Consider the following 26,082-nt stretch of genomic DNA (forward strand, 5'->3'; position numbering starts at 1 on the left):
AGAGCGTGGGAACCATCATCCGCGGTATTTAGCGGCCTAGATAAACCTCAATCACTCGTTCATCGGCCTGCACCTGCTCTAGCGAGCCTTCGGCCAGCACGCTGCCCTGGTGCAACACGGTGACGTGGTCGGCAATGCTGCCGACAAAGCCCATATCGTGTTCCACTACCATCAGCGAGTGCTTGCGCGCCAGGGATTTGAATAGCTCGGCGGTGAACTCGGTTTCGGCGTCGGTCATGCCCGCCACCGGCTCGTCCAGCAGCAACAGTTGCGGGTCTTGCACCAGCAACATGCCGATCTCGAGGAACTGCTTCTGGCCGTGGGACAACAGCCCGGCCGGGCGATTGCGCGAGGTGTCGAGTTTGATCGTCTGCAGTACTTCATCTATGCGGTCTTTCTGCTCGCCACTGAGTTTGGCGCGCAGGCTGGCCCATACCGACTTGTTGGTTTTCTGCGCCAACTCGAGGTTTTCGAACACGCTCAGCGCTTCGAATACTGTGGGTTTCTGGAACTTGCGACCGATACCGGATTGGGCGATTTCCACTTCGCTCATCTGCGTCAGGTCGAGGGTTTCGCCGAAGTAGGCGACGCCGTTGTCGGGACGGGTCTTGCCGGTGATCACGTCCATCATGGTGGTCTTGCCGGCGCCATTGGGGCCGATGATGCAGCGCAGCTCGCCGACGCCGATATACAGGGTCAGGTTGGTCAGCGCCTTGAAGCCATCGAAGCTGACGTTGATGTCTTCCAGGGTCAGGATGGTGCCGTGACGGACGTTCAGGCCCTTGCTCGCCAGGGTGCTTGCGCCAATCGCATCGCGGCCGCTGCCGGCGGGGTCAAAGGCAGGTTCGAGCATAAATTCGGGTACCGGAGTGGCGCGCATCATTGCTCTCCTTTTTTACGCAATAGGCCGATTACGCCCTTGGGTAAGAACAGGGTTACGACAATGAAAAGGAAGCCCAGGGCGAACAGCCAATACTCGGGGAAGGCCACGGTAAACCAGCTCTTCATACCGTTGACTAAACCGGCGCCGAGCAGCGGACCGATCAGCGTGCCGCGCCCGCCGAGGGCGACCCACACGGCAGCTTCGATAGAGTTGGTCGGCGACATTTCGCTGGGGTTGATGATGCCCACCTGTGGCACATACAGCGCGCCGGCCAGACCACAGAGCACGGCGCTGAGCACCCAGATAAACAGCTTGTAGCCGCGCGGGTCGTAGCCGCAGAACATCAGGCGGTTTTCCGCATCGCGCAGCGCCGTCAGCACGCGGCCGAACTTGCTGCGCGCCAGTGTCCAGCCCAGGTATAGGCTGGCGACCAGCAGCGCCACGGTGGCGAGAAACAGCACCGCGCGGGTGTGCGCCGAGGTGATGTCGAAGCCCAGAATCGTTTTGAAGTTGGTAAAGCCGTTATTGCCGCCGAAGCCGGTTTCGTTGCGAAAGAACAGCAGCATCCCGGCGAAGGTCAGCGCCTGGGTCATGATTGAGAAGTACACGCCCTTGATCCGCGAGCGGAAGGCGAAGAAGCCGAACACTAACGCCAGCAAACCGGGGGCCAGCACTACCAGGCATAGCGCCCAGAGGAAGTTGCTGGTGCCGTACCAATACCAGGGCAGCTCGGTCCAGGCGAGGAAACTCATAAAGGCCGGCAGGCCGTCACCGGCGGCTTCGCGCATCAGGTACATGCCCATGGCGTAACCGCCGAGGGCGAAGAATAGGCCGTGGCCGAGCGACAGCAGGCCGGCGTAACCCCAGACCAGATCGAGCGCCAGGGCGACGATGCAGTAGCAGAGGATTTTGCCAACCAGGGTCAGGGTGTAGGCCGACACATGCAGGGCGTTGTCCGCAGGCAACAGGTGCAGCAGCGGCATGGCGATCAGCAGGGTGAGTACCAGCAGGCCGATGGCGATGGACACTTGCGGGCCGAGCTTGGCGCTGGCTCGCGCCAGCAGCGTTTGGTTGAGTGGCATAGTCATCAGTCGATCACCCGTCCTTTCAAAGCAAACAGACCTTGCGGGCGTTTCTGAATAAACAGAATGATCAGCGCGAGGATAAGGATCTTGCCGAGCACGGCACCGATCTGCGGTTCGAGAATCTTGTTGGCGATGCCCAGACCAAAGGCGGCCATCACGCTACCGGCGAACTGGCCGACACCGCCGAGCACCACCACCAGGAACGAGTCGATGATGTAGCTCTGCCCGAGATCGGGACCGACGTTGCCGATCTGGCTCAGGGCCACGCCGCCGAGACCGGCGATACCGGAGCCGAGACCGAAGGCGAGCATATCCACCTGGCCGGTCGGCACACCGCAGCAGGCGGCCATGTTGCGGTTCTGCGTCACGGCACGGACGTTAAGGCCGAGGCGGGTCTTGTTCAGCAGCAGCCAGGTCAGCACCACCACAAACAGGGCGAAGCCGATAATCACGATGCGGTTGTACGGCAGCACCAGATTCGGCAGCACTTGGATGCCGCCGGACAGCCAGTAGGGGTTGGCCACTTCGACGTTCTGCGCGCCAAACAGCACGCGCACCAGTTGGATCAGAATCAGGCTAATACCCCAGGTGGCCAGCAGGGTTTCCAGCGGGCGGCCATAAAGGTGGCGGATTACCGTGCGCTCTAGGAGCATGCCAATCGCTGCGGTGACGAAGAATGCCACCGGCAGCGCCACCAGCGGGTACAGCGCCAGAGCCTCGGGGGCGAAACGCTGGAACAGCACCTGCACCATGTAGGTGGAATAGGCGCCGAGCATCAGCATCTCGCCGTGGGCCATGTTGATCACCCCGAGCAGGCCGAAAGTGATGGCCAGGCCCAAGGCGGCCAACAGCAGAATCGATCCGAGCGATAGGCCGCTAAAGGCCTGACCAAGCAGTTCACCGATCAGCAGCTTGCGTTTGACTTGGGCCAGGCTGGTTTCGGCGGCGGTGCGCACGCCTGGGTCGCTTTCCACGGCGGGGTCGAGCAGGGTTTCCAGGCGGGTGCGGGCCAGTGGGTCGCCGGTTTCACCGAGCAGGCGTACGGCTGCCAGGCGCACGGCAGGGTCGCTGTCGACCAGTTGTAGGTTGGCCAGCGCCAGGGTCAAGGCGTCACGCACAGTCTCGTCGGTTTCGCGGGCGACGCTGGCTTCCAGCAATGGCAGTTGCGCCGGTTTGGCGCTCTTTTGCAGTTGCTGGGCGGCGGCCAGGCGCAGTGCTGGATCGTCCGCGAGCAGTTGATGGCTGGCCATGGTGCTGCTGATCAGGCCGCGCAGGCGGTTATTCAGGCGCAGTTTCTTGGGCGTACTGGTTGGGCGCGCGTCACCTTCCAATGCTTGGTAAGTGCCGGCGGTTTCAATAAACGCCTGCTTGCTCTTGTCAGTCGCGACGCGGCCCTGCTGCAAGGCTTCGAGCAATGGCAGGCGTGCAGCATCAGGGGCGGCCGACCAGCTTTGCAGCAGCTTGGCCTGCTTAGCCGGGTTGGCGGCGGCAAAATCTTGTGCATCACCAGCGTGCGCGGCCAGGGGCAGCAGCAACAGCAGGCTCAGCAGAATTCGGGTAAGGGCAGTGGGCATGGGGATTCCTTGGCGTAGCCCGGATGTGATCCGGGAGCGGTCTTCCCGGATCACCTCCGGGCTCCAGCGACCCTCTCCCTGCGTGGCTGAGCCAACCCATCTCTGACAAGGGGGTTGGTCAGCACACGCGGCGTGTCATCACGCTCGAGGGGAGGGCTTTTGCCTTAGTTGGACTTGACTGCGTAATCCGGCTTTTTGTCGTTGCCCTCGATGTACGGGCTCCACGGTTGGGCGCGGATCGGCCCTTCGGTCTGCCAGACCACGGAGAACTGCCCGTCTTCCTGCACTTCACCGATCATCACGGGTTTGTGCAGGTGATGGTTGGTTTTGTCCATGGTCAGGGTGAAGCCACTCGGCGCAGCAAAGGTCTGCCCGGCCATGGCCTCGCGGACCTTATCAACGTCGGTGGTGCCGGCTTTCTCAACGGCCTGGGCCCACATGTGGATGCCCACGTAAGTGGCTTCCATTGGGTCATTGGTCACCACGGTGTCGGCGTTCGGCAGCTTCTTGGCTTGGGCGTAGGCTTTCCAGTCAGCGACGAACTTCTCGTTAACCGGGTTCTCCACGGACTGGAAGTAGTTCCAGGCGGCCAGCTGACCGACCAGCGGCTTGGTGTCGATGCCGCGCAGTTCTTCCTCACCCACGGAGAAGGCTACGACTGGAATGTCGGTGGCTTCGATGCCCTGGTTGGCCAGTTCTTTGTAGAACGGCACGTTGGAGTCGCCGTTAACGGTGGAGATCACCGCAGTTTTACCGCCAGCGGAGAACTTCTTGATGTTGGCGACGATGGTTTGATAGTCGCTATGGCCGAATGGGGTGTAGACCTCTTCGATGTCTTTCTCGGCCACGCCTTTGCTGACCAGGAAGGCGCGCAGGATCTTGTTGGTGGTGCGCGGGTAAACGTAGTCAGTACCCAGCAGGAAGTAGCGCTTGGCCGCGCCGCCGTCTTCGCTCATCAAGTACTCGACCGCAGGGATGGCCTGTTGGTTTGGCGCTGCGCCCGTGTAGAAGACGTTTGGCGACATTTCTTCGCCTTCGTACTGCACAGGGTAGAACAGCAGACCGTTGAGTTCTTCATAGACCGGTAGCACGGATTTGCGCGATACCGAGGTCCAGCAGCCGAAGGTGACGTCGACCTTGTCCTGGGTCAGCAGCTGGCGGCCACGCTCGGCGAACAGCGGCCAGTTGGACGCCGGGTCAACCACCACAGGCTCAAGCTGTTTACCGAGTACGCCGCCCTTGGCGTTGATTTCGTCGATGGTCATCAGCGCCATGTCTTTCAGCGACGTTTCCGAGATGGCCATGGTGCCGGACAATGAGTGCAGGATGCCGACCTTGATGGTTTCCGCGGCTTGCACGGTCCAGGTCATGCCCATGGCGGCGATGGACGCGGACAGGGTGAAGGCCTTGATCAGATTGCGACGTTGCATGGTGCGATCTCCATTCACAAAGGTACTGTGTTAACTGCTGATTTGGGCTTATTGGTCTTGGCAGTGAAACAACGGGGCACAAGCTGCGCCCGGAAACGTCGACAGCGCTGCGCTGTCCTCGACAGGACTAGAGCAATTGCTGTGCCTGTTTGCGTTACGCCAGGCAGATCGCGCCCGGCAACACGCGCAGATAGGCCCCCTGAGATGCGCTATGGCCTAGGGGCGTCGTGTTTAGCGGGCAGCCGCCGGTGTTGCGCCCCGGCTGTGCAGCCGGGGCGCGGTGTGATGGTTTGCGGTGTGGTTGCACCATGCAGGTGCGAAGGGCGGGGTGTGGTGCGTGGGTGTGTGCTGTGCTGGGGCGTGAGGCTGAGGGTCAGCTGATCAGGTAGTTTTTTACCCCGGTAAAGATGATCTGCGCGGCCAGGGCGCAAACGAACAGCCCCATCAGGCGGCTGACGATCTGCAGGCCCTGATCACCGAGCAAGCGTTCGAACTGGTTGGACATATACAGCACCACGCCCACGGTGAAGCTGGCCAGGGCGATGCCCAGCACGGCCACAGCCTTGTCGCTCCAGTCCGGTTGGCTGGCGCCCATCAGCAGTAGGGCGCCGATGGTGCCGGGGCCGACGGTCAGCGGGATGGTCAGCGGCACGATAGTCACGTCTTGCTGCACGTTATCGCTTTGCACCGCCGACTTGCCCTGGGCCATGCCCAGCGCCGAGATAAATAGCACACTGCCGGCCCCGATGCGGAAGGCATCAATGGTGATGCCGAACAGGGTGAAGATGTGTTTGCCGAACAGGTACAGCAGCACGCTGGCGATCAGTACGCCAAGCGCCACCTTCCAGGCCAGGCGCTTGCGCTCCTTGACCGTGTAACCACGGCTCAAACCAATAAAGCACGACAGCACGAAGAAGGGGCTATAGAGCACCAGCAGTTTCAAATACAGGCTGAACAGCGCGGACGCCATGACTAGGACTCGTCTCGATCAATAAGGGGAGGCAGGGTACGAGTGTAGAGGCCGCCGGGCAATCCCGACGACCCGATCAGGATGGCAAGGCGGCGCGCTTTAGGCGGATTTCCCGCTCGGCCACCCAGTGCTCAATCAGTTCACGCAATTGCGACATTTCCACCGGTTTGGACATGTGCCCGTCCATACCCACTTGGCGCGCGCGCTCTTTGTGTTCATTGAGGATGTGCGCGGTCAGCGCCACCACTGGGGTGCGCGGGCGCTGCTCGGCGGCTTCCCATGCGCGCAGCTGTTCGGTGGCGGAGAAACCATCGAGCACGGGCATTTCGCAATCCATCAGCACCAGATCGTACTGCTGCGCTTTCATCGCGCTAAGCGCTTCTTCACCGTTGCTCGCGGTATCAGGCTGCAGGTTGAGCTTGCCGAGCATGCCGCGAATCACTTTGGTGGAAATGGTGTTGTCTTCGGCGACCAGAATGCGGAAGTCACTGGGGGCGTTAAGGGGGGCACTGACCGGTGCGGGGCTGAACATCGGCGATTCACCCTTACCGCGCTGCGCCAGCTCGTCAGCCAGGGTGGTTTTCAGGGTGTAGCCGGCCACCGGTTTGGCCAGGATGCGTTTGATCCCGGCGTTGCGCGCAATGATCTTGCTCGGCGCCTGGCTGATACCGGTGAGCATGATCAGCAGGATGTCGTGGTTGATGTTGGCGTCTTCTTTGATGCGAGCCGCCAGCTGCATACCGGTCATGCCGGGCATTTCTTGGTCCAGCAGCACGGCATCGAAGTACTCGTGCAGGTGCGCCTTGGTGCGCAGCAGGGCCAGCGCTTCTTTACCCGACGGCACCGCGCTGACGCGCATGCCCCAGGCGCTGCATTGCTGCACCAGGACTTTGCGGCAGGTGTCGTTGTCGTCCACCACCAGCAGGCGGGCGCCTTGCAGCGAGGCGTCGAGATCGGCGGTGGGCAGCTCCAGGCGCGCGGCATCCAGCGGCAGGGTCAGCCATAGGGTTGAGCCCCGGCTGTTGCCGCCCTGGATACCAAACTCGCCGCCCATCAGGCGGATCAGCTGGCGGGCGATAATCAGGCCAAGGCGGCCGCCCAGCTTTGTTGCCGCGAGGAAGTCTTTGCTGTGCAGTTCGGCGTTGAGGAGGGCGTCGCGTTCGCTGGCATCCAGTGGCTTGCCGCTGTCCTGCACCGCAATCCGTAGGCGTGCGGTGTCGCTATTGTTGTCGAGCGCCACCACCAGCAGAATTTCGCCTTCATCGGTCTGCTTGAAGGCGTTGTCCAGCAGGCTCAGCAGGGTCTGGCGCAGGCGCGTGGGGTCACCGCTAATCACGCGTGGCACTTGCGGTTGGATAAAACTGATCAGCTCAACCTTCTGCTGCTCGGCCTTGGCGCGGAAGATGTCTAGGCAGTCTTCAATCAGCGCGTTGAGGTCGAACTGCACGTCATCGAGTTCAATCTGCCCGGATTCGAGCTTGGAGATGTCGAGGATCTCGTTGATCAAGGTCAGCAGCTCATTGCCCGCGCTGTGGATGGTTTGCACATAGTCGCGCTGCTTGGCGGACAGCGGCGTGCCGAGCAGCAGCTCAGTCATGCCGAGCACGCCATTCATCGGTGTGCGGATTTCGTGGCTGATCTTGGCGAGAAACTCGGCTTTGGCTTTTAGTTCGGCCGTGCTGGCGGCGAGCGCGCTGCTGGTACTGAAGTGCTCATGCAGGATGCGGCGTTGCCGTTCGCTCATGGCCATGCTGAGGATAAAACCGCTAACGACAGTGGCGGCCAGCAGGGCGTAGGCGATCGATTCGCTCTGCACTGACCCATAGCCAAAGAAAACGGGCAGGGCGCAGATAAAGGCCGCGCAGAACACCAGCGCCGCCAGGCTGAACAAGCGCGCGGGTTGGTAACCATGTCGCCAGTGGGTGAGCGCGACCAGCAGGATGCTCAAGCCGGCAAGCGCATTGAGTAGGTAGACCAACTGGTTGAACTGCAGGTTGGTTGCGACCAGTAGAACCGCGCATACCACGGCGATCAGCGCCACTTCGCCGCCAAGCAGATAGTTCAGCAGCGTGTTGGGGCAAACCTTATGGAAGAAGCTGGCGGTAAAACACAGCGCGCAGAGTGCCACCAGCAGCATCGACAGGTTGACGATCTGTGGCTGCAGGCTTTGCCACTCACCCAGCCAGGGCGTGCTGATGCCCAGCAGGCTTATCGCCACGATCACTTGGCAGGTTTGCATCGCGGCCAACCAGAGGCTGCTGTTGGCACGAATGTACGCATAGCGCACAAGGTTATAAGCCACCAGCATGAGCAGGCAGCCGATTAACAGACCAAAGAGCAACGGGCGATTATCATCGGCCGCTAAGGCTTGGGCGCTCTGCAGGGTGATGGTAGGGCGCAAGGCATGATCGGAGGCCAGGCGCAGATACAGGTCTAGCGGTTGCTCGCTGATCGGCAGCGGCAAGAGAAAGTCGCGGCTGGCCAGTGGCCGGCTGGAGAGCGGTAGGTTGCTACCGGTATGGGCCTGCGCGATGAGCTCATCGTTTTGCAGCACATAGAGGTCAAGGTAGGCCAGGTAAGGGGCGAACAACCGCAGCATCTGCGCATCGGTATTCGCCGGCAGGCGGTGGTGCAGCCACAGTGCGCTGTTGCCGCCTGGTGTGTAGAGCTGGGTGAGGTCAATGGGCTGGAACTGCGCTCTGCGTTCGGCGCTGCGCACGTCATTGAGTTGTAGCTCAGCGCCCGGGTCGTTAAGGCTTGACCAGGCAACCTGTGCGTCTGCTTGAGCTGACGCTACGGTGAGCGCCATCAGCAGGGTGCTGAGTAGCAGGTAGGTGGCAATCCTCAGCCGGCGCACAATGAGTTCCCTTCAATATTAGGTGGGCAGATTATAGCCAAGCTGTTTGTCTGGGTAATATGACAATGATGGCCATTTAGCCACCATTGTCGTCTTTACGTTTACTTTTCTGCGTGTTCGCGGGCAATCGCGCGGTAACCGATGTCGTTGCGGTAGAAGCTACCGTTCCAGCGGATCTTCTCGGCCAGGCGGTAGGCCTGCTGCTGAGCCTCTTCCACGGTACGGCCGATGGCGGTGGCACACAGCACGCGGCCACCAGCGGTAACGACCTGGCCGTCCTTCAGTGCCGTGCCGGCGTGGAAAACTTTGCCTTCCAATTGTGCGGCATCCTCCAGCCCTTCGATCACATCACCCTTGGCGTAATCAGCGGGGTAGCCGCCGGCAGCGATCACCACACCTACTGTCGGGCGTGGGTCCCAGGTAGCTTCGACCTTGTCCAGCGCCTTGGCCAGTGCGGCTTCGACCAGCAGCACCAGGGAGCTTTCCAGGCGAACCATGATCGGCTGGGTTTCTGGGTCGCCGAAGCGGCAGTTGAATTCGATCACCTTCGGCTTGCCAGCCTGGTCGATCATCAGCCCGGCGTAAAGGAAGCCGGTGTAAACGTTGCCTTCGCTGGCCATGCCGCGCACGGTCGGATAAATCACTTCATCCATCACGCGCTGGTGCACGTCGGCGGTGACTACCGGTGCCGGCGAGTAAGCGCCCATGCCGCCGGTGTTCGGGCCGGTATCGGCGTCGCCGACGCGCTTGTGGTCCTGGCTGGTGGCCATAGGCAGCACGTTTGCACCATCGACCATGACGATAAAGCTGGCTTCTTCGCCGTCGAGGAACTCTTCGATCACCACGCGTGAACCGGCTTCGCCAAACGCGTTGCCGGCGAGCATGTCGCGCACGGCGTCTTCCGCTTCCTGCAGGGTCATGGCGACGATCACGCCTTTGCCCGCCGCTAGGCCGTCGGCCTTGATCACGATGGGTGCGCCGACTTTTTGCAGGTAAGCCAGGGCCGGTTCAACTTCGGTGAAGTTCTGGTAATCGGCAGTTGGAATCGCGTGACGGGCGAGGAAGTCCTTGGTGAAGGCCTTGGAGCCTTCCAGCTGCGCGGCGGCAGCGGTGGGGCCGAAGATATCCAGTTTGCGCGTGCGGAACAGGTCAACCACGCCCGCTACCAACGGCGCTTCCGGGCCGACGATGGTCAGCTGCACGTTTTGCTCGGCGAAGTCGGCCAGCGCTTGGATATCCAGCACGTCGATGGCGACGTTCTCGCACTTGGCTTCTGTCGCGGTGCCGGCGTTGCCCGGGGCCACGAAGACTTTGGTGACGCGCTTGTCTTGCGCGACTTTCCAGGCCAGGGCGTGTTCACGACCGCCGCTGCCTATGATCAATACATTCATGTTTCTCTCCCAGTGGAGGCGGGCTTTTGGCCCGTTTGGTGGATAAGCGAAGCGTTATTCACCCTACAAATTCTGAGGTCGCGATCGGGCTGGTAGATGCAAGGCGTTCGGCACTTCACCCAGCGGAGTTGCCTTCTGGCAATGAGCATGGGGGGAGTGCCGGACAACGCCGCAGGTACCTGTCCGAGTGCGGCCGATTTTAGTGCCTAAAGTGGCGCATGCCGGTAAACACCATGGCAATACCCGCTTCATCGGCGGCGGCAATCACTTCTGCGTCGCGCATCGATCCACCCGGCTGGATCACCGCGGTGACGCCATTAGCCGCCGCGTTATCCAAACCATCGCGGAACGGGAAGAAGGCGTCGGAGGCCATCACCGAGCCCGCCACTTGTAGGCCAGCATGCTCGGCTTTGATTGCAGCAATGCGTGCGGAGTTGACGCGGCTCATCTGGCCGGCGCCGACACCGATAGTCTGGCGGCCTTTGGCGTAGACGATGGCGTTGGATTTGACGAACTTGGCCACTTTCCAGGCGAAGATCAGGTCGTGCACTTCCTGCTCGCTCGGCGCGCGCTGGGTGACGATCTTCAGGTCGTCGGCGGTGATCATGCCGATGTCGCGGCTCTGTACCAGCAGGCCGCCATTGACGCGTTTGAAGTCCCAACCGGTGCTGCGCTCAGCCGGCCATTCGCCGCACTCGAGCAGGCGGACGTTGGCTTTGGCAGCGACTACAGCGCGTGCTTCAGCGCTGATTTTCGGCGCAATGATCACTTCGACAAACTGACGCTCAACGATGGCTTGGGCGGTGGCACCGTCCAGCTCGCGGTTGAAGGCGATGATGCCGCCGAAGGCCGACTCGGTGTCTGTGGCGTAGGCCAGCTCGTAGGCCTGGCGGATCCCACCTTCGCTGTCCAGGGCCACGGCCACGCCGCATGGGTTGGCGTGCTTGACGATGACGCAGGCCGGTTTAACGAAGCTCTTCACGCATTCCAGCGCGGCGTCGGTGTCGGCCACGTTGTTGAACGACAGCTCTTTACCCTGCAGCTGCACGGCGGTCGCCACGCAGGCTTCGTCGGCATGCTCGACGTAGAACGCGGCTTTCTGGTGCGGGTTTTCACCGTAGCGCATGTCTTGCGCTTTGATGAACTGGGTATTGAAGGTGCGCGGGAAGAGGTTGCGCTCGGCAGTCGATAGGGTGTCGCGGCTCTGTTCGATGGTGCCCAGGTAGTTGGCGATCATGCCGTCGTAGGCAGCGGTGTGCTCGAAGGCTTTGAGGGCCAGGTCGAAGCGCTGGGCGTAGCTCAGGCCGCCGGCTTTCAGGGACTCGACGATGCCGGCGTAATCGCCAGCGTTGACCACGATGGCCACGTCTTTGTGGTTCTTCGCCGCGGAGCGGACCATGGTAGGGCCGCCGATGTCGATGTTTTCGATGGCATCGGCGAGGTCACAGCCCGGCTTGGCCACGGTGGCGGCGAACGGGTAGAGGTTGACCGCGACCAGGTCGATCGGCTTGATGCCGTGCTCGTCCATGACGGCGCCGTCGAGGGCGCGACGGCCGAGAATGCCGCCGTGAATTTTCGGGTGCAGGGTCTTGACGCGACCGTCCATCATTTCTGGGAAGCCAGTGTAGTCAGCCACTTCCACGGCTTGTACGCCGTTGTCTTTGAGCAGTTTGTAGGTGCCACCGGTGGACAGGATCTCCACATTGAGGGCGACGAGCTCACGGGCAAACTCAAGGATGCCGGTCTTGTCGGAAACACTGATCAAGGCACGGCGAACGGGGAGGCGGGTGGTCTGGTCGGTCATTTCAGAGTCCATCAGGGCGGTGGTTTCAGCAAAAAGGGCGGCTCATGTGGGCCGCCCTTTTCGGGAGTTGGGGGTTACAGCAGGTCGTATTGCTTGAGTTTCTTACGCAGGGTGCCGCGATTCAGGCCGAGCAGCTCGGAGGCCTTGGTCTGGTTGCCCTTGACGTAATTCATCACGGTTTCCAGCAGCGGCGCTTCCACTTCGGTCAGCACCAGGTTGTAGACGTCACAGACGTCGGCGCCCTCTAGGTGGGCGAAGTAGTTATGCAAGGCTTTCTCAACGCTGCCACGCAGGGTTTGCCCTTCTTCGCTTGGCGTATTGAGGTGCTGCTTCAAACTACTGTTGTCACTCGCAGGAGCCATTTCACTTCCTAAAGTCTCAGTCAACATCGTCATGCGGCCACCCCTTCTCCATTGTTATGCCGTTCGCTGAAAAACTCGCGAACGTTGGCGCACTGCGCGTCCTTACTGTCCAGACGATTGAATTGGGCGCGAAACTCCTTGGCGCCCGGCAAGGTTGCGAGATACCAACTGACATGCTTGCGGGCGATACGCACGCCCATTACATCGCCGTAGAAGGCGTGCAGTGCAGCCAGGTGTTCAAGCAGAATATGTTCCACTTCGAGCAGGCCAAGTGCCGGGAGGTGTTCACCGGTACGCAGGTAATGCTCGATTTCACGGAATATCCACGGCCGCCCTTGCGCGGCGCGGCCGATCAGCAGGCCATCGGCGCCAGTTGCCGTTAACACGGCCTTGGCTTTTTCTGGCGAGTCGATATCGCCATTGGCCAGCACCGGAATCGACACCGCCTGCTTGATTGCAGCGATGGTGTCGTACTCAGCCTCGCCCATGTACAGGTCAGCGCGGGTGCGGCCATGTACGGCCAGCGCGACAATACCGGCGTCTTCGGCGATTTTCGCGACGGTGACGCCGTTCTTGTTCTCGCGGTCCCAGCCGGTGCGGATTTTCAGGGTCACCGGCACATCGACGGCGGCGACCACGGCCTGAACAATCTCGCGAACCAAGGCTTCATCTTTCAGCAGGGCGGAGCCGGCAGCCTTGTTGCAGACTTTCTTGGCCGGGCAGCCCATGTTGATGTCGATAATCTGTGCACCCAATTCGACGTTCTTGCGCGCCGCCTCGGCAAGCATCTGCGGATCACCGCCGGCGATCTGCACCGAGCGCGGCTCGGGATCACCGGCGTGCACCATGCGCAGGCTCGACTTGCGGGTGTGCCACAGGCGCATGTCGCTGGTGACCATTTCCGACACCACTAAACCGGCGCCCATGCGCTTGCACAGCTGTCGAAACGGCTGATCCGTGACGCCCGCCATCGGGGCGAGGATCAGTGAGTTGGGCAATGTATAGGGGCCGATGCGTAGCGCCGACATAGGGCTTCCCTGCTCAAGAGACGTGCTGTTGAGGTCAATAGGAGAGTGCGAAAAAGGGTGGGCATGATACCCGCTCTGGATGACCGGAGAAAGGCTGTTTTGAACAAATTATGAACAGCTCTGAGCTTATCGCGATGGGTTTGGTTGTGGCGGATGCGCAACCAAACCTCGCTATCTTGGCTATTCCGGCGAGTGGAAGCTCAGGCTGTAATTCACCGCCTGGGTGCCTGGGTCGAGGATGTCCAGGGAGATGTGAATCGGCGTCTGCGGTGGCATTTCGACGTTGCCGGCCAGTTCACCGGCGAGGTATTCGCTGGGTTTGAAGCGGCGGCTGGCGAGCAGCTGGCCATTGATGTCGGCAAAGCGTATTTCCAGCAGCGGGAAGGGCTGCGAGAAGGGTGCGCGGTTGTAAAGGATGGCGTCGACTACCAGTGCGCCGCTGAACTCGGGGTGGCTGCGCACCACCAGGTTGCTGCTTTTGATTTGGCTGATGTCGACTTTGGATGGCAGCTGGCAGCCGACCGCCGGGCACAACTGTTCAAACCATGGGCGGTACTGATCCTGGCGCGCCAGTTCGTCGAAGTGATAGATCACGTATTGGCCAGCCAAGGCGCTGGCGCCAAGCAGGTTCAGCACGGTCCAGCCAATCCAGCGGCCCCAGGGCTTCTTCGGCGGCTGCCAGTCCAGTTGTAATGGTTCGTCATCCAGCTCGAACAGGTGCTCGTCACGCAATTGCGGCTCGTTGCGCTCGGTTTTTTTCGGCGCGGTCAAGTCCGGCTCTTCATCGGCGGGGCTGTCTGCGTGCGCGGAAAAGCTGTCGCGCTGGGCGTGCAGTTCAATGTGTTCGATTTCGGGTTCTAGATGGCGTTCGCTGGCGTTGGTATTGAACGCAGGTTCGTCCTCAATCGTGCTGAGCGGCTCGTGCGACGTCGGCGGCTGACTGGCGGCTGGCGTGCGCAGCTCGTCATGCAGCAGGGCTTCGGCCCAGCGCTCGTCGTGCGGGTCGTGCTCAACGGGCTCGGGTGCCAGAAAGGTTTCGGCGTATTTTGGGGCGCTATCAATCGCCAGAAACTGCTTGGACATCTGCTGTTCCTGGGCTTCGAGCTTGGCCAGCTCTTCATCCAGGTCGAGGCTGTCGAGGTCCAGGTCGTCGTGAATCCACAAGGTGTCGCTGGCGGTGTTGCTGGCTGGCTCGGGGGCTGCTGCGCTGGGCTCGACCGCCTGTGGTGCGGGCGTTGCGGGCAGGGGCTGCGGTTTTATGTCGGGCGCCTGCGCTGGCGCGCTGGTGGGTAGCTGCTGGCCTTGTTCGCGCAGCTGTTGCGCGGCGTTGAACACATGCAGGCAGGCTCCGCAGCGCACGGCACCATGGGCTGCGCCCAGCTGCGTGAGGTTCACGCGAAAGCTGGTGCGGCAATGGGGGCACTGGGTGACGAAGCTCTGGGTCATGCGGCAATCCGAATAAACAAGGCGGTTAGTCTAACGCAAGCGCTCGGCAATGCAGCGCAGCCTAACGGCGCACGCCGCTGATGCGTACCCAGCCATCTTTGTCGGCTGTTGGGTCGAGGTCAAAGGCGTCGGCATAGGCGGCGCGCACTTCTTCGGCCTGTTCGGCGAGGATGCCTGACAGCGCTAGGCGGCCGCCGGCTTTAACCAGGCGGGAGATCTGCGGCGCCAGTGCCACCAGCGGGCCGGCGAGGATATTGGCGACCACCACGTCCGCGGGCGCCTGCGGCATGTCTTCAGGCAGGTAGAGCGGGAAACGCGCCGGGTCGATGTTGTTGCGTCCGGCGTTATCGCGCGAGGCTTCGATGGCCTGGATGTCAATGTCGGTGCCGACGGCTTGCGGTGCGCCAAGCAGCAAGGCGGCAATGGCGAGGATGCCCGAGCCGCAGCCGAAGTCGATCACGCTGCAATCATGCAGGTCTTGCCCATCCAGCCATTCCAGGCACAGCGCGGTGGTGGGGTGGGTGCCGGTGCCGAAGGCCAGGCCTGGATCGAGCAGCAGGTTGACGGCGTCCGGCTCTGGTGCGGCATGCCAGCTCGGCACGATCCATAGGCGTTGGCCGAAGCGCATCGGCTGGAAGCCGTCCATCCAGCTGCGTTCCCAGTCCTGGTCGGCAATCACTTCGGCCTGGTGTTCCGGCAGGTCGGCACCGGTCAGCAGCTGCAGGTGGGCAAAGACTGCATTGGCGTCGGTATCGGCTTCGAACAGGGCGAGCAGGTGGGTATGCGACCACAGCGGCGTGGTGCCCAAGTCCGGCTCGAAAATTGGCTGGTCTTCAGCGTCCATAAAGGTCACCGATACGGCGCCGACTTCCAGAAGGGCATCTTCGTAGGTTTCCGCCTGCTCAGGAGTGATGGCGAGACGGACTTGTAACCAGGGCATGGGAAACCTCGTGAGCGTTGTGGCGGGATGGCGCAAATTGGCGCGCAGCTTACTTGAAGCGGTGGTGCGGCTGCCACCGCTTGCGGTCGGCAGAAACGACAAGGGCCGCCGAATGGCAGCCCTTGTCTGTGCGCTATGCCAAAGCTTAGTGCTTATCCATACCTAATTTCTTTTCCAGGTAGTGGATATTCACGCCGCCTTTGCAGAAGCCTTTGTCGCGGACCAGGTCACGGTGCAGCGGGACGTTGGTCTTGATGCCGTCAACTACGATCTCGTCCAGGGCATTGCGCATACGGGCCAGGGCCTCGTCGCGGGTGGCGCCGTAGGTGATGACCTTGCCGATCAGCGAGTCGTAATGCGGCGGTACGGTGTAGCCGCTGTACAGGTGCGAATCAACCCGCACGCCATTGCCACCAGGGGCATGGAAGTGCTTGACCTTGCCGGGGCAGGGCATGAAGTTATCCGGGTCTTCGGCGTTGATTCGGCATTCCAGCGAGTGGCCGCGAATCACCACGTCGTCCTGGGTAAACGACAGCTTGTTGCCAGCGGCGATGCTGAGCATCTCCTTGACGATGTCGATGCCGGTGACCATTTCCGATACCGGATGCTCAACCTGTACGCGGGTGTTCATCTCGATAAAGTAGAAGCGACCGTCTTCGTAGAGAAACTCGAAGGTGCCAGCGCCGCGATAGCCGATCTCGATGCAGGCATCGACGCAGCGTTGCAGCACTTCGGCGCGGGCTTTTTCATCAATGCCCGGTGCCGGTGCTTCTTCCAATACCTTCTGGTGGCGGCGCTGCAGCGAGCAGTCGCGGTCACCCAGGTGGATGGCGTTGCCTTGGCCGTCGGAGAGGACTTGGACTTCGACGTGGCGCGGGTTGCCGAGGAATTTTTCCAGATAGACCATCGGGTTGCCGAACACTGAGCCCGCTTCGCTGCGGGTCAGCTTGGCCGACTTGATCAGGTCTTCTTCCTTGTACACCACGCGCATGCCGCGACCACCGCCGCCGCCAGCGGCTTTGATGATCACCGGGTAACCCACTTCGCGGGCAATCTGCAGGGCGGTTTCTTCGTCTTCCGGCAGCGGGCCGTCGGAGCCGGGTACCACGGGGACGCCGGCCTTGATCATGGCGTGCTTGGCGGACACCTTGTCGCCCATCAGGCGGATGGTCTCAGCGGTTGGGCCGACAAAGGCGAAGCCAGAGTTTTCCACCTGCTCGGCGAAGTCGGCGTTTTCCGCAAGGAAGCCGTAGCCGGGGTGAATGGCTGTTGCGCCAGTGACCTCGGCAGCGGCGATGATCGCCGGAATCTGCAAGTACGACAGCGCCCCGGAAGCTGGGCCGATGCATACCGACTCGTCGGCCAGGCCCAGGTGCATCAACTCGCGGTCGGCGGTGGAGTGCACCGCGACGGTCTTGATGCCTAGTTCTTTACAGGCGCGCAGGATGCGCAAGGCAATCTCGCCGCGGTTGGCGATCAGAACTTTTTCCAACATCGCTGGCTCTCCTCGGTTCAAACGATGGTGAACAGAGGCTGGTCGTATTCCACCGGCTGACCGTTCTCGCCCAGGATGGATTCGATCACGCCGCTGGTTTCAGCTTCGATGTGGTTCATCATCTTCATCGCTTCAACGATGCAGAGGATGTCGCCTTTCTTCACGCTCGAACCGACTTCGACGAAATTCGCCGAGGTTGGGCCGGAGGCGCGGTAGAAGGTGCCGACCATTGGCGAACGCACGACGGTGCCGTTCAGCTTGGCAGCTGCCGGGGCGGCGGCTTCGGCGGCGGGTGCTGCGGCAACCGGTGCGGCTGCTGGGGCTGGCGCCGGAGCGTACATCGGCTGTTGCATAAAGGCCGGCTGCTTGCTGTGGCGGCTGATGCGCACGGACTCTTCGCCTTCGCGAATCTCCAGCTCGTCGATGCCGGACTCTTCCAGCAGCTCGATCAGTTTTTTGACTTTACGAATATCCATAGTGGTTCAACTCCCGGTGAGGTCAGGGGCGCTTAAGTTCAAGTTGTTCGAGTGCAGCCTCCAGGGCCAGCTTATAACCGCTGGCGCCAAGGCCGCAGATCACCCCTACAGCAACATCGGAAAAGTAGGAGTGATGGCGGAAAGCTTCGCGTTTGTGCACGTTGGACAGATGCACTTCGATGAATGGGATGCTCACCGCCAGCAACGCGTCACGTAATGCGACGCTGGTGTGCGTAAAAGCGGCAGGATTGATCAGAATAAAGTCGACCCCTTCGCCTTGAGCGGCGTGAATGCGCTCGATCAACTCATATTCGGCATTGCTCTGCAGGTAGAGCAAATGGTGGCCGGCCTCGCGGGCGCGGCGCTCCAGGTCGAGGTTGATCTGCTCCAGGGTGACGGCGCCATAAACCCCAGGCTCGCGGGTGCCGAGCAGGTTGAGGTTAGGGCCGTGCAATACCAGTAGGGTCGCCATGGCGGTGCTTCCTTGTTTTTCTACTGCGCTGGACTATGCCGCGACAGCGTCGGGCTGTCTAGTTCTCTGCAATAGTCAGCACGATGGCTGCAGATTGCGGCAAATATATGACTGCGGGTGCTAGAAACGTTCGCGTGCTGCACTCAAACGGGCGGCGAAGGTTGCGGCATCCACCTCACCTACGACTCGCAGGTCGCGCCATTCGTCACCCTTGCCGTCGAATAACAGGATCGCCGGCGGCCCGAACAGCTGGTAGCGGTCAAGCAGCGCGCGCTGCGCCGGGTTGCTTTCGGTGATGTCGAAGCGCACTAACGTGTAGTCACCCAGCTGGCGGCCGACCTCGGGGGCGGCGAGCACCTCGCGCTCAATCACTTTGCAGCTGATGCACCAGTCGGCGTACCAGTCGAGCAGCAGCGGTTGGCCGCTGCTCTGGGCGGACAGTAATGCTGCATCCAGCTGGGCCGGAGTCGTAACGGTTTGCCACTGGCCTGATTGCACCTGCTGGGTTGCTTCGGCGCTGCTCATCAGCGCGCGCCCGAGTGGTCGCAGCGGGTCATCCTGGCCCTGTAATGCACCGACCCAGGCAACCAAGGCATACACCAGCAGGGGGAGGCCAAGCAGTTGCGCGAGTTTTTGGTGATGGGTTTTCGGCGTCAGTTCCAGTGCGCCGAGCCAGAGTGCGATACCTGCGGCCAGCAGGCCCCACAAGGCGAGGCTGACCGGGCCAGGCACCACGCGCTCAAGCAGCCAGATGGCCACGGCCATCAGCAGTGCGCCGAACAGGTTGCGTACGGTAATCATCCAGGTGCCGGACTTTGGCAGTAAGGCGCCGCCGCCGACGGCGAACAGCACCAGTGGCGCACCCATGCCCAGGCCCAGAGCCAGCAGTTTGAGGCCGCCACCGAGGGCGTCGCCGCTGGCGCTGATATACAACAGCGCGCCGGCTAATGGTGCGGAGACGCACGGTGACACCAACACGCTGGAGAGCACGCCCAACGCGGCTGCGCTGACTACCGTGCCGCCCTGCAGGCGCTGGCTCAGGCGCTGCAGCGGGCCATCGATGGCAGCCGGTAGGCGCAGTTCGAGGAAGCCCAGGCTGGCCGCGCCGAACAGGGCGAAGAAAATCGCAAAGGGCACCAGTACCCAGGGCGACTGCAGGCGCGCTTGCAGATTGAGCTCCGCGCCGAACAGACCCATCAATGCGCCGAGGATGGCAAAGCTCAGGGCCATCGGCAGCACATAGGCCAGCGACAGCACCAGGCTGCGCAGCCCGCCCGGCTGGCCGCGTAATACCACGCCGGTGAGAATCGGCAGCATCGGCAGCACGCAGGGGGTGAAGGTCAGCGCCAGGCCTCCAAGGAAGAACAGTGCCAGATCGCTCCAGCGCCACGGCGTTGCCGCATCAGGTGCGGCACTGTTGGCCGCTGCGCCGCCACCAATGGCCAGCACGTTGGTTTCCGGTGGATAGCACAGGCCTTTGTCGGCGCAGCCCTGGTAGCTGACATTGAGGTTGAAGGGGCGATTGTCCGGGTTACTGACCGGCACCTCGACATCCAGCACCTCGTAGTACACCTCCACATCGCCGAAGAACTCATCATGCTTGGCTTTGCCTGGCGGCAGAATCGCCTGGCCTAGGCTGATATCAGCCGGTTCGCTGCTGAAGCTGAAGCGGTGCCGATACAGGTAATAACCTTCTGCAGCGACAAAGCGCAATTTGACCGAGGTGCTGGAGCTGTCGATCAGGCTCAGCTTGAACGCCTCGCTGACCGGCAGGAAGTCGGCGCTGTTGTTTAGCGGCGTGCCCAGTTGTGCGGGCGCGGGTGGCTTATCGAACAGGCCGGCGCTGGCAGGCAGTGCGACCAAAAGCAGAAGCAGGCAGAGTAAACGGTGCATGGCAGGCTCGTGATACGGGAGTCGCCGCATCATAACGGAGGCGGGTGACTCAGGGCACGGTCAAGGCTGTAAGCGCTGTTGTCTGCCGGCTAAATGGCCGCGACAGATTGCCGCGTTACACCCGAAACGCCTGCACCGCGGTGTGCAGTTGCCCGCCGAGTTGCAACAGGTGTTCGCCCTGATTGCGCCCCTCGCCGATACGCTGCAGGTTGTCGCCGCCCAGCGTGTGGATGCGCTCGCTGTGTCCGCGAATGTCGCTGACGGCTTCACCCTGCTGCGCCGTGGCATCGGCGATGCGCTCGGCCATGCTGGCGATGGTGCGGATCGCGGCAACGATTTCATCCAGCGCACCGTCAGCCGCTTCGGCTTGGCTGGCTGTGGCTTCGGCGTGTTCGACCTGGGTGCGCATGGCTTGCACCGACTGCCGGGCCGCCTGTTGCAGGCGGCCGATCAGCTCCTGAATCTCGGCGGTCGCGCCGCTGGTGCGTTGCGACAGCGAGCGCACCTCGTCGGCCACCACTGCAAAGCCGCGGCCCAGCTCTCCGGCGCGCGCCGCTTCGATGGCCGCGTTCAGGGCCAGCAGGTTGGTCTGTTCGGCGATGCCGCGAATGACCGTCAGCACATTACCGATGGTGGCGGTTTCTTCGGCCAGGCGTTCGATGGCCTGGGCGTTACCCTGTACTTCGTCGACCAGCGAATGCAGGCCGGTAAGGCTCTGGCCAATCACCTGCTGGCCCTGCTCCAGGGCGCTGTTGGCATCGCGGCTGGCGTCGGCGGCCTGGCTGGCGTCGCCCGCTACCTGCTGAATGGTGGCCTGCAATTCGCCCAATGCATCGCGAATCTGTGCGGTATCCCCGGCCTGGCGCTCAGCGCCCTCATGCAGGCCGCCATTGAGGTGTGCCAGGGTGTGACTGGAACTGACCACCTGCTCGGCGTTTTGGCGAATGGTGCCCACCAGGTCAACCAGATAAACCCGCAAGCGGTTGAGCGATTCTTCGATATCGCGCAACTCCTGCGTGCGTGAGTCGAGATGAATGTCGGTCGCGAAGTCACCCTGGGCCCAGGTCGACAAGGCTGGTGCCAGGCGAGAAAGGACGCGGGTGAGGCGGCGCTGCAGGGTGTCGATAATCAAGGCAATCAGCAGGATCAGGCCGATCATCAGGCCCAGTATCAACTGCACTTCGCCCTGGATACGCCCATGCTCGGCGCGCACTTGAGGCTCCAGCGCGGCGAGCGCCTGTTGTACCTGATCGACCTGCACGCGGGTGCTGCTGGCAAGGGCCGCGCGTGCCTCGATCAGCTCCCGGGTGCGCTGCAGTTCGGCGGGGTAGCGTTTGAGCAGCGACAGCAGGTCGCGCTTGAGGGCGATGCCGCGGTCTTCGGCCTGGCTGCTGTCAGCGCCGGCGTCCAGTCCTAGTAAATTGGCAAAGGCGTTACTGGGCGCTTGGTTAGCGTCGGCCACGCCGAGTAACGGCAGGTCGCTGAGCCGCTGCGTTTGTTTGCTCAGTGCCGCCAGCTCGCGCTCGACTTCACTCGCCAGCTCGCTGCGGCCGCTGCGCACCAGTTTGTCGCGGGCATGGGCTAGGCGTGTGAGGTGGCGAGCCGCGTTGAACAGCGGCCGGCGATAGCTCGCAGCATCGCCTGTATCTGCACTGTCGGCATAGTCCGCCAGTTGTTCGAGGCTCGCCTCTATTTCACGCTCGGCCTGTACGAGCAGGCCTTGTGGGTCTGCGGAGAGCTTGCCGGCGGCCAGCAGTTCGTGGGCGCTGAAAGCTGTGAGAGCGTTGATGCTCGGAAGAGCGTCGTTGGCCAACTGTTCGGGCAGCTCGGCAATCGATTGCTCCAGTGTCGCCAGCGCCTGCAGCGCCGCGCTGTGGCGCAGGGCGTCGCCCGTTTTCAGGTAGGCGTTGATATTCAGTGCTGCATCGTTCTGGAATTGTTGCGACAGGCTGAGGTATTGCGTCATCAGCAGATACGGGCGTTCGAGGGCGCGCTGCGACCACCAGAGCGTGGCAGCCAAGGCGGCGCACACGGTGACCAGTAGCAGGGTATTGAAATTAGTCAGGAATTTAAGGCGCATAGGGCTCGACCGGCTGAAGAACGGTGCGGGCTACCGACGATTGGCGTCAGGCAGCCACTAAGCCTCAGAATTTATTGCTCTTTCATGACCGTAATATGACGGTGCGAGCCGCGTCACAGTTTTCTATCGCGCGCTGACGCCTATAACCACTTGTCTGCGGTTCAGTCGCCCTGATAGATCGCGACCTGGTTACGCCCGCTGTGCTTGGCCACATACAGCGCCTGGTCGGCCTGCTGCGAGAGCAGTTTGCCATCCAGGTTCGGGCTCAGCTGGGCGATGCCGCCGCTAAAGGTGCAGGACAGGTCATGCGGCTGCGCCGAGTATTGGATTTCCGCAAAGCGCTGGCGGATGTCATCCAGCACGCGCTTGGCTGACTCGGCGTCGGTATTGGGCATGACCACGGCGAACTCTTCACCGCCGTAGCGACCAATATGGTCGGTCTTGCGCAGGCGTTGCTTGAGAAACAGCGCCAGGCTCTTGATCACCCGATCGCCCATGGGGTGGCCATAGGTGTCGTTGACCTTCTTGAAGAAGTCGATATCGATCATCGCGAAGCTCAGAGGCTGGCCGTCGCGTTCGGCACGAAAGCGCGCGTCTTCGAGCAGTTGCAGGGTATGGGTGTGGTTGTACAGGCCGGTCAGGCTGTCGCGTACCATGCGCGCCTTGAGGCTGCGCGCACGGGCGGCGCGGTTGCGTACGGTGGCGATCAGGTGGCGCGGCTTGATCGGTTTGGTGAGGAAGTCATCGCCGCCTTCACTCATGGCATCGAGCTGCTTGTCCAGGTCATCTTCGGCGGACAGGTAGATGATCGGCACGCTGACATAACGGTCGTTGTGGCGAATCACCTGGGCCAGTTCCGGGCCGCTGCACTCGGGCATGTACATGTCGAGGATGATCAGGTCGGGCTGGAAGTCGGCCAGCTGGCTCATCGCCTGAATCGGTTCGACCAGGGTGCGGGTGACGATGCCGGCACTGTTGAGCACGCGCTCGGTGTGTGTGACCTGCGCCCGCGAGTCGTCGATGATCAGCACCTTGTAGGGTTCGTACTGCGAGACATGCGTCAGCACCTCGATGCGTTCGAACAGGTTCGAGGCGTCCAGGCTGCCGGTGAAGAACTCCTGGCCACCGGCGCGTACAGCCTTCAGGCGGGTCAGGGTGTCGGTGTCTTCAGCGCTGAAGAACAGCAGCGGGATCTTGTGTTTGAGGCCTTCCTGCACGCTCTGTGCAAGCTGTAGGCCGCAGCCGGGGCCGGAGAAATCGACTTCCATCAGGATCGCGGCGGGGTGGCGTTCCAGGATGGCGTTGCGAAACGCGTTGGCAGTGTCCAGGGCAATGGCCGTCATGCCGAAGAACTCTAAGCGCTGGACCAGTTGCTCGGCACGCTCGATATGTTGCAGCGCCAGGTACACCGGTTTGCGCAGCGGCGGTAGCACGGTTTGCTCGAAACGGTCGCCGTGGCGCAGGCCGGTGCGCGACAGGCGCTGCAGCAGCAGGTTGAGTTGGCTGATCAGTTGGCTGTTGAGGCGACCGCGATTGTCGGCGACCTGTTGCAGGCTGTTATTGATCTCCTCGGCCAGCTGGCGGTGCTCGGCCTGGTCGAAGCGTTCGGCGTAGCGTTGCAGCAGCTGCGTGGCTTCGCGTAACTCGGCCATGCCAGTGTCGTTCCATTCACTGCGTTGCAGGCGCTGCCAGACTTCCAGTACTTGGCGTGCCTGATTGATGACGCGCTGGGCGAAGTGCTGCTTGAGGCGGTCGCTGCAGGGGTCTTCGTGCTCGATCATGGCGCGGGTTCGATTGGGTCGGCTTATGCAGGGGAAGTGATGGCTTATTGCTAGCAATCGTACCACTGGCGAACGGTTTTGTTCGCGCCGTCGATCTATTGGCGTCGGCCTTCTGTCGACCCCGTCACAGGTGGCAGATTGACTCAGACGCGCTAAGTTTGCCGATCTTCGCTGCGCAGCACGCCGCGCTTCACTTATAGTTAAAGCCAGTCGCGCAACCCTGCGAGGGGATTGTGGTCGAACGAGAGCCTGCGGGCGGCGCTGCCACAGCGCAGCACGCTCCGCTGTGGCCTCGCTACTTGAGTAAAAAAGGACAACGCCATGCTGGATTGGAAGAATCGAACTGCCGCTGCGTCTGCTGGCGCCACCGGCTCAGCTGACAGTACCCCCAACAAGTCCTCCGCTAACTGGGTTGTACGCACCGTGGGTGGATTGATCGGGCTTTTCCTGCTGTTGGCGCTGGTCGTCGGCTGGTACTGGAGTCAGGAGCCTGCGCAGTTTTCTGTGCAGCAACGCGCCGAGGCGGCTTCCCAGGCGCGCGGGCATAAGCTGGTGAATGGTTACACCACTGCCGAAACCCTCAAGCAGGTGGCCAATACGTTGCTCGACAAGCCGGGCGGCTATCTGTCCAACGACCTCGCGCCGCCGGGCCTGTGGCTCGACAACATGCCGAGCTGGGAGTTTGGCGTGCTGGTGCAGGTGCGTGATATGTCCCGCGCGCTGCGCAAGGACTTCACCCGTTCGCAATCGCAATCCACCGAAGACCCGGATTTGGCCAAGGCCGAGCCGCGCTTTCACTTCGACAACAAGAGCTGGGCGCTGCCGGCCTCCGAGGCCGAGTATGCCGAAGGCATCAAGTCGCTTGATCGCTATCTGGCTCGCCTTGCCGATCCCAGTCAGTCCAATGCGCAGTTCTATACCCGCGCCGATAACCTCAACAACTGGCTGGGCGATGCCGCGACCCGTTTGGGTTCGCTGTCGCAGCGTCTGTCGGCCAGCGTGGGTCAGGTACGTCTGAATACCGCGGTGGTTGATCCGGCGCTGGCCGAAAGCGTGGCTCAGGCCGACTTTGTCGAAGGCGTGAACTACGAAACACCGTGGTTGCAGATCGACAACGTGTTCTACGAAGCCCGTGGTCAGGCCTGGGCGCTGGCGCACCTGCTGCGCGCCATCGAAGTGGATTTCGCCGATGTGCTGGCGAAGAAGAACGCCACCGTCAGTGTGCGTCAGATCATCCGTGAGCTGGAGGCCGCGCAGGAACCCCTGTGGAGCCCGATGATCCTCAATGGCAGCGGTTATGGTTTGCTGGCTAACCACTCGCTGGTGATGGCCAACTATATTTCGCGGGCCAATGCCGGCCTGATCGATCTACGCCAACTGCTGTCGCAGGGCTGATCGGTGGCCTGGTCTGACGCTGAGGCGGCGCACCGCGCTGCCTCGGATCGCGAGCGCATCGCCTGGGTCGACGAGGATGACCAGTTGCTGGGTGGCGTGCTGCGCAGCGAACTGCGTCAGCGCCATTTGCGCGGCCGGGGCACCTATATCCTGCTCTTCAACAGTGCCGGCCTGCTCTGCGTGCACCGGCGTACCCTGAGTAAGGCGCTGTATCCGGGCTACTGGGATGTGGCCGCCGGCGGCATGGTGCTGGTGAATGAAAGCTATGCCGAGTCCGCCGCCCGCGAACTGGCGGAAGAGCTGGGCATCGTTGATGCGGTGCTGGTTGAGCACGCGCATTTTCGTTACGACTCGCCGGAAAGTCGCCTGTGGTGCATGGCCTATTCGGCGGTCTCCGACGCGCCGCTGGTGTTGCAGCCTGAGGAAGTCGTGGAGGCGCGATTTATCACCATCGAACAGGCCTTGGCGGAGACCCAGCATTTGCCCTATTGCCCCGATTCGCTGGCCGCCTTGCAGCGTTATCTGGCAGCCACTGCGTAGGATGGGTCGGGCCGCGTAGGTTAGCCGTAGGCGTAACCCATCGTTTCGCGAGGAGGGGTATTGCTGCGCTCAACCCATCCTACGACCAGCTCTGGCAGGGTAATCCCGCGCCGTTTAAGGCTTTGTGCAGGATATGTGGACGTTTTGTTCGGCATCCTGCACAGCGTCGCTTATGCGCCG

General features: G+C 62.0%; 20 protein-coding genes. 2 read left to right on the plus strand and 18 right to left on the minus strand.

Annotation, left to right across the window (positions count from 1 at the left end):
- Positions 1-28: 28 nt before the first annotated feature.
- The 18 genes from urtD to SOP97_RS12790 form a co-directional block, all read right to left on the minus strand.
- The gene (urtD, locus tag SOP97_RS12705) at positions 29-880 is read right to left on the minus strand and encodes an urea ABC transporter ATP-binding protein UrtD (RefSeq protein ID WP_322949364.1); all 852 of its coding nucleotides are present in this window, start codon (positions 878-880) and stop codon (positions 29-31) included.
- The gene (gene urtC / locus SOP97_RS12710; protein ID WP_322949365.1) at positions 880-1,971 is read right to left on the minus strand and encodes an urea ABC transporter permease subunit UrtC; all 1,092 of its coding nucleotides are present in this window, start codon (positions 1,969-1,971) and stop codon (positions 880-882) included. Before urtC ends, urtD begins: the two co-directional genes overlap by 1 nt.
- Positions 1,971-3,542: an urea ABC transporter permease subunit UrtB gene (gene urtB / locus SOP97_RS12715; RefSeq protein ID WP_322949366.1), complete on the minus strand. Its 1,572-nt coding sequence runs from the start codon at positions 3,540-3,542 to the stop codon at positions 1,971-1,973. The genes urtC and urtB overlap by 1 nt, the downstream gene beginning before the upstream one ends.
- Positions 3,543-3,706: 164 nt before the next feature.
- Positions 3,707-4,972, minus strand: a complete 1,266-nt coding sequence (urtA, locus tag SOP97_RS12720) for an urea ABC transporter substrate-binding protein (protein WP_322949367.1) — start codon at positions 4,970-4,972, stop codon at positions 3,707-3,709.
- 373 nt (positions 4,973-5,345) lie between these two features.
- Positions 5,346-5,942 carry a MarC family protein gene (locus SOP97_RS12725; protein ID WP_322949368.1) on the minus strand — a complete coding sequence of 199 codons (597 nt, stop codon included), beginning with the start codon at positions 5,940-5,942 and terminating at the stop codon, positions 5,346-5,348.
- A gap of 76 nt (positions 5,943-6,018) precedes the next feature.
- The gene (locus SOP97_RS12730) at positions 6,019-8,799 is read right to left on the minus strand and encodes a response regulator (RefSeq protein WP_322949369.1); all 2,781 of its coding nucleotides are present in this window, start codon (positions 8,797-8,799) and stop codon (positions 6,019-6,021) included.
- 101 nt (positions 8,800-8,900) lie between these two features.
- Positions 8,901-10,190 carry a phosphoribosylamine--glycine ligase gene (purD, locus tag SOP97_RS12735; RefSeq protein ID WP_322949370.1) on the minus strand — a complete coding sequence of 430 codons (1,290 nt, stop codon included), beginning with the start codon at positions 10,188-10,190 and terminating at the stop codon, positions 8,901-8,903.
- A 199-nt stretch (positions 10,191-10,389) separates the two neighbouring features.
- Positions 10,390-11,994 (minus strand): bifunctional phosphoribosylaminoimidazolecarboxamide formyltransferase/IMP cyclohydrolase, encoded by a 1,605-nt coding sequence (gene purH / locus SOP97_RS12740; RefSeq protein ID WP_322949371.1) that lies wholly within the window; start codon positions 11,992-11,994, stop codon positions 10,390-10,392.
- Between the two features lie 74 nt (positions 11,995-12,068).
- Complete coding sequence (fis, locus tag SOP97_RS12745; protein WP_274087265.1) at positions 12,069-12,389, minus strand: DNA-binding transcriptional regulator Fis; 321 nt, start codon at positions 12,387-12,389, stop codon at positions 12,069-12,071.
- Positions 12,386-13,384, minus strand: coding sequence for a tRNA dihydrouridine synthase DusB (gene dusB / locus SOP97_RS12750; RefSeq protein WP_322949372.1), 999 nt, complete (start codon positions 13,382-13,384; stop codon positions 12,386-12,388). The genes fis and dusB overlap by 4 nt, the downstream gene beginning before the upstream one ends.
- 180 nt (positions 13,385-13,564) lie before the next feature.
- The gene (locus SOP97_RS12755) at positions 13,565-14,830 is read right to left on the minus strand and encodes a DUF3426 domain-containing protein (protein ID WP_274087267.1); all 1,266 of its coding nucleotides are present in this window, start codon (positions 14,828-14,830) and stop codon (positions 13,565-13,567) included.
- 61 nt (positions 14,831-14,891) lie between these two features.
- Entirely contained in the window at positions 14,892-15,770 is an 879-nt protein-coding gene (gene prmA / locus SOP97_RS12760) for a 50S ribosomal protein L11 methyltransferase (RefSeq protein ID WP_322949373.1), read from the minus strand.
- A gap of 145 nt (positions 15,771-15,915) precedes the next feature.
- Positions 15,916-17,265, minus strand: a complete 1,350-nt coding sequence (accC, locus tag SOP97_RS12765; RefSeq protein WP_322949374.1) for an acetyl-CoA carboxylase biotin carboxylase subunit — start codon at positions 17,263-17,265, stop codon at positions 15,916-15,918.
- A gap of 17 nt (positions 17,266-17,282) precedes the next feature.
- Positions 17,283-17,741 (minus strand): acetyl-CoA carboxylase biotin carboxyl carrier protein, encoded by a 459-nt coding sequence (gene accB, locus SOP97_RS12770; protein ID WP_274087270.1) that lies wholly within the window; start codon positions 17,739-17,741, stop codon positions 17,283-17,285.
- 22 nt (positions 17,742-17,763) lie between these two features.
- Positions 17,764-18,213, minus strand: coding sequence for a type II 3-dehydroquinate dehydratase (gene aroQ, locus SOP97_RS12775; RefSeq protein ID WP_322949375.1), 450 nt, complete (start codon positions 18,211-18,213; stop codon positions 17,764-17,766).
- 120 nt (positions 18,214-18,333) lie between these two features.
- Complete coding sequence (locus SOP97_RS12780; RefSeq protein ID WP_274087272.1) at positions 18,334-20,106, minus strand: protein-disulfide reductase DsbD; 1,773 nt, start codon at positions 20,104-20,106, stop codon at positions 18,334-18,336.
- 115 nt (positions 20,107-20,221) lie between these two features.
- Positions 20,222-22,186, minus strand: a complete 1,965-nt coding sequence (locus SOP97_RS12785) for a methyl-accepting chemotaxis protein (RefSeq protein WP_274087273.1) — start codon at positions 22,184-22,186, stop codon at positions 20,222-20,224.
- A 161-nt stretch (positions 22,187-22,347) separates the two neighbouring features.
- Positions 22,348-23,967 carry a PleD family two-component system response regulator gene (locus tag SOP97_RS12790; RefSeq protein WP_322949376.1) on the minus strand — a complete coding sequence of 540 codons (1,620 nt, stop codon included), beginning with the start codon at positions 23,965-23,967 and terminating at the stop codon, positions 22,348-22,350.
- 321 nt (positions 23,968-24,288) lie between these two features.
- Between SOP97_RS12790 and SOP97_RS12795 the strand changes: the two genes are divergently transcribed.
- Positions 24,289-25,362 (plus strand): DUF2333 family protein, encoded by a 1,074-nt coding sequence (locus tag SOP97_RS12795; protein ID WP_274087275.1) that lies wholly within the window; start codon positions 24,289-24,291, stop codon positions 25,360-25,362.
- A gap of 3 nt (positions 25,363-25,365) precedes the next feature.
- The gene (locus SOP97_RS12800) at positions 25,366-25,902 is read left to right on the plus strand and encodes an NUDIX hydrolase (RefSeq protein ID WP_274087276.1); all 537 of its coding nucleotides are present in this window, start codon (positions 25,366-25,368) and stop codon (positions 25,900-25,902) included.
- Positions 25,903-26,082: the final 180 nt, after the last annotated feature.

The organism is Pseudomonas spirodelae (assembly GCF_034653255.1).
Taxonomy (GTDB): Bacteria; Pseudomonadota; Gammaproteobacteria; order Pseudomonadales; family Pseudomonadaceae; genus Aquipseudomonas; species Aquipseudomonas spirodelae.